The 4,688-nt window shown below is 63.7% G+C and carries 5 protein-coding genes; 2 read left to right on the forward strand and 3 right to left on the reverse strand.

The window, feature by feature from the left end:
• Positions 1-80 precede the first annotated feature (80 nt).
• From AOQ71_RS13395 to maiA, 3 genes are all read right to left on the reverse strand, one after another.
• Positions 81-1,412 (reverse strand): IS1182 family transposase, encoded by a 1,332-nt coding sequence (locus AOQ71_RS13395; RefSeq protein ID WP_057742559.1) that lies wholly within the window; start codon positions 1,410-1,412, stop codon positions 81-83.
• Between the two features lie 231 nt (positions 1,413-1,643).
• A complete protein-coding gene (locus AOQ71_RS13400; protein WP_057747090.1) occupies positions 1,644-2,156 on the reverse strand; it encodes a MarR family winged helix-turn-helix transcriptional regulator in 513 nt (170 codons plus the stop codon).
• On the reverse strand, positions 2,146-2,778 hold the full coding sequence (maiA, locus tag AOQ71_RS13405; protein WP_057747092.1) for a maleylacetoacetate isomerase: 633 nt from the start codon (positions 2,776-2,778) through the stop codon (positions 2,146-2,148). Before maiA ends, AOQ71_RS13400 begins: the two co-directional genes overlap by 11 nt.
• Before the next feature lie 201 nt (positions 2,779-2,979).
• Here maiA and gtdA point away from each other — a divergent pair, with 201 nt between their 5' ends.
• Positions 2,980-4,020: a gentisate 1,2-dioxygenase gene (gtdA, locus tag AOQ71_RS13410; protein ID WP_057747094.1), complete on the forward strand. Its 1,041-nt coding sequence runs from the start codon at positions 2,980-2,982 to the stop codon at positions 4,018-4,020.
• Positions 4,021-4,349: 329 nt separating this feature from the next.
• Positions 4,350-4,688 (forward strand): IS110 family transposase (locus tag AOQ71_RS43150; protein ID WP_157083506.1); only part of this gene is annotated, 339 nt, incomplete at its 3' end.

Raw genomic sequence — 4,688 nt, forward strand, 5'->3', positions numbered from 1 at the left:
TTCGATATTAAAGAGTGGGTAGCGCCCGCGCTGATGTCGGGGGCCGTCGATGTCGAACCGCCGGGGGATGGCTGTGCTGTCTATGCTTTTGCCAGTTGGTGTCCTTGCAGGATGTTGTTGGTGAGGGCGTACCAGAGCACGACGGCACGGACCTTCTCGATGCCGCGCACGGTCAATTGCCTGAGGTCCCAGTTCCGCCACCGGGCATGGATGCATTCGCAGATCGTGCGGGCTTTGTACTGTGCCTTGCCGGCTTCGCTGGCCATGCGGGCCCGCCAGGCCGCGACGCCAGGACCGTCGCTGCTCCGAGGTAAAAAGGGATCGACACCGCTCCTGGAGTTGGGCGGAGGACAGTAGACCTCGACGCCTTCACCGTGCGCCCATTCGATGTCCTCGCCGCTGCAGAACCCGCCATCGGCGAGGTAGCGACGCGGCAAGCGCTTCAGCCGAGTGCGCGTTCGCTCCAGCATCGGCCGCATCAAGCCGCGATCTGATCCGTTGTTGTCGATGTCGACCGTGACCACGATCAGTTCGCCGGCCGCGCTGGCCACCTGCACATTGTAGGCGGGGCGGAAGCCGGCATCTGCCATCTTCATCACCCTTGCCTGCGGGTCGGTGGTGGAGGCCCGGGGCTCCTTCGGCTTTTTGCCATTGCCGCCTTTTTCGTCGAGTTGCTTGCGCTTCCGCTTGATCTCGTCCAAAGCCCTCTGCGCAGCCTGCACCCGCTCACTGCGTTCGCGTGCCGCGCGCTCTCTGGCCGCCCTGATACGCCGGCTGCTGGCTTCCGGATCCGCATCGACCTCGCGCTTGAGCTCTTCCACCACAGCCTTCGCTTGGGCCATCTGCCGGCCGAGCGTTGCCTCCCGCCGGAACGAGCCGGCCCCCGCATTCGCCCGTATCCGCACCCCGTCCTGGGTCAGCTTCTCCAGATCAATCAGCCCTGCCTCATTCAGAGCCACCAGATGTTCGACCAGCAAACGGTCCAGCAGGTCCGCGCAGCCGACCCGGAAATCCGACAGTGTGTGATAGTTCAAAGACACGCCGCCGCAGAGCCAGCGGTAGACGTCGTGACTGTCGCAGAGCCGATCCAACGCCCGCGCGCTGCCAACGCCATCGCTCGTGGCGTACAGCCAAAGCGCCAGCAGCAGCCGGGGTGATGGCGCCGGATGGCCCGGCCTGTTTTCCCGTGCCTTAACCCGATCTTCCAGCTCGCTCAGGTCGAGCCCCTCGACATAAGCCCAGATCACCCGGGCCAGATGATCCTGCCCGATCAGGCTGTCGATATCGACCGCCCGCAATTCGACCTGATTGCGCACGGGCTCGCGCAGCCGAGGTGCACCCCGCGGCACCGCTTCGGTTCGTGGCGCCGACTGATCCGGCAATTCGCCAAAAAGTCCCTCGTCAGCCATCATCCTCTCCAGCAGATCAGTCTGCCTAGAGAATCACATTCGCCCGACACGCGGTACAAAAGATTCACAGTCTCGTAGGGTGGGCAAAGCGGCTTGTCCGCCGTAGCTCGAAGAGCGAAGGCGGAAGCGTGCCCATGACTTCCGATCTGTTGGAGAGACGTGGTGGGCACGGCGCAAGGGCGCCTTTGCCCACCCTACAAGATCTGGGGATGAGGCGACGGTATCGTCTCCCCCTCAACCCACCTTGCCCAAATGCTCCAGCGCGTCCTCGGCCCGCAGCGGCACGCGCGAGGCCTCGTTGTTGAGCTCGACGAGCTGTGACATCAGCCCCATCAGCGCCTTGCGCTCCGTCGGCTTGAGCGGCTCCAGCATGCGCGCCTGGGCGCGTTCGACTGCGGGGACGATCTCGCGCAGGATCGCGACGCCCGGCTTGGTCAGATAGAGCAGCTTGATGCGCTTGTCCTCGGCTGCCGGCTTGCGCTCGATAAAATTCTTGGCCTGAAGACGTTCGATGACGCTGCCGAGCGTGGAGCGGTCGAAGGCGATCACCGCCGACAGCCGCGTCGCGTCGATGCCGGGATGGGTGTGGATCGCGATCAGCGCTGCATATTGCACTGGCGTGAGATCGAAAGCCTTGCACTCCTCCATGAAGATCGAGACCGCGATCTGCTGCATGCGCCGGAACAGATAGCCCGGCGCGGCATAGACCGCGTCCATCGTGATCGGAGGCAGCGGCTTACTCGGCATCGGGCTGCTTCTCCGGTGCTGCGTTGGCGAAGGCCGGCAGCGCCTTGGCGGCGGCCTCGGCCATGAGCAGGCGCGGATAGGCCGCGACATCGACGCCGAAGCGGCGCGCATTGGCGAGCTGCGGCACCAGGCAGAGATCAGCGAGCGTCGCCGCAGCGCCAAAACAAAATGGCCCCGGCTCTTCTTTGATCAGGGTCTCGCAGGCCGACAGCCCCTCGCGATTGACCCAGGCGGCCCAGTCCTGCACTTTCTGCTCGGGCAAACCAAGTTCGCGCAGCCGCGCCAGCACCTTCAAATTTTGCACCGGATGGGTGTCGCAGGCGATCGCCAGCGCGAAGGCCCGCACCTTGGCCCGCTGCAAAGGGTCCCTTGGCAGGAGCGGCGGATTCGGGTGTGTCTCATCGAGCCACTCGATGATCGCGACGGATTGGGTCAGTACCGCTCCCGTGTCGCTTTCCAGCGCCGGCACCAGGCCTTGCGGATTGATGGCGAGATAGGCGGGCGCGCGTTGCTCGCCCTTGCGTAAGTGATGCGGCAGATGCTCGGCGCCGAGACCCTTGAGATTCAACGCGATCCTGACGCGATAGGCGGCGCTGGAGCGGAAATAGCCGTGCAGCTTCATCGGAAGCCCTCCCCTTTTTGTCGTTCCGGGGCTCGCGAAGCGAGAACCCGGAACCTCGAGATTCTCAGGTGCGCAAGTGCGCACCATAGTTCGATGCTATCGCATCGTCCCGGAATGACGATCTTGTATGTCCTTCGTCAAGTTGACGCTACCTAGATCGTCAGTATACTGTCAATCGACAAAACGTCGGGAGCAGCAACCATGGAAGCCGTGACCAAGACGCCGGAACGCGAGGCGTTCTACAGGAAGATCGACGGCGAGAATCTCACCGCGCTGTGGACGGTGATGAGCGATCTGATCACGCCGGAGCCGAAGAGCGCCTGCCGGCCGCACTTATGGAAGTTCGACGTCATCCGCGACTACATGACGGAGGCAGGCCGGCTGATCACGGCCAAGGAAGCCGAGCGGCGCGTGCTGGTGCTGGAGAACCCGGGCCTGCGCGGCCAGTCCAAGATCACGACTTCGCTCTATGCCGGCGTGCAGATGGTGGTGCCCGGCGACGTCGCGCCCGCACATCGGCACAGCCAATCGGCGCTGCGCTTCGTGCTCGAAGGCAAGGGCGCCCACACCGCCGTCGATGGCGAGCGCACCGCGATGGAGCCCGGCGACTTCATCATCACGCCGTCGATGACCTGGCACGATCATTCCAACGAGACCACTGATCCGATGTTCTGGCTCGACGGCCTCGACATTCCGCTGGTGCAGTTCTTCGACTGCTCCTTTGCGGAAGGCGCCAAGCAAGACCAGCAGAAGATCACCAAGCCGGCAGGCGACAGCTTTGCCCGCTATGGCCACAATCTCTTGCCTGTCGACGTGAAGCGGTCCTCGAAGACCTCGCCGATCTTCAGTTATCCCTATGTCTACACCCGCGAAGCGCTGGAGAAGGCGCGGACCAGCCAGGAGTGGGATGCCTGTCACGGGCTGAAGCTGAAATTCAGCAACCCCGAGACCGGCGATTTCGCGATGCCGACCATCGGGACCTTCATCCAGCTGCTGCCGAAGGGTTTCAAGACTGCGCGCTACCGCGCGACCGATGCGACGGTGTTCTGCCCGATCGAGGGCAAGGGTCGCAGCCGCATCGGCGATGCCGTGTTCGAATGGGGCCCGCGCGATCTGTTCGTGGTGCCGAGTTGGCAATGGGTGACGCACGAGGCGGATGAGGACGCGGTGCTGTTCAGTTTCTCGGACCGGCCGGTGCAGCAGAAGCTGGATCTGTTTCGCGAGGATCGCGGCAACGCGTGAGGCGTGACGGTCTCGTAGGGTGGGCAAAGGCGCACTTGCGCCGTGCCCACGTCTTCGCGACTCCTGAAAAGAATGGTGGGCACGCTTACGCTTTGCCCACCCTGTACCCTTCTGACGTTCATGGCCGGCCTAGAGGTGTAGACTGGCCATTCGGGCCGATCCGTCGGGAGCAGCCTTGTCCACCCGTGCCTTGAGCACCCACGTAGGAACCGCGCCCCAGCGGAACGTCCGCGATCGAGATCCAGTAGGAGGTCATTGCGCCGAGAGCGCCAGTACAGGGATCGATCAGGATCGCGGTTGGCCCGCTTTGAGAGCGAGGAGATCCAACGATGGTCAAGGACGTGCAATGGTTCGTCGGGATCGATTGGGCAACGCGGAGTCATTGCGTTTGCCTGCTGGATGCGGAAGGACGGCCGGCCGGCCAGCGCGACTTTGCGCATGGTGGAGCCGGACTGACGGAGCTGTGTGATTGGCTGGTCGAAAAGACCAAGGCCGCACCGGGACAGATCGCGGTGGCAATCGAGACGCCGCATGGCCCAGTGGTGGAGATGCTGCTCGAGCATGGTTTTATGGTCTTTGCCATCAATCCCAAGCAACTCGACCGCTTCCGGGATCGCTTCACGGTGGCCGGTGCCAAGGATGATCGCCGCGACGCTCATGTGCTCGGA

The sequence above is a fragment of the Bradyrhizobium manausense genome (assembly GCF_001440035.1).
Classification (GTDB): Bacteria; Pseudomonadota; Alphaproteobacteria; order Rhizobiales; family Xanthobacteraceae; genus Bradyrhizobium; species Bradyrhizobium manausense.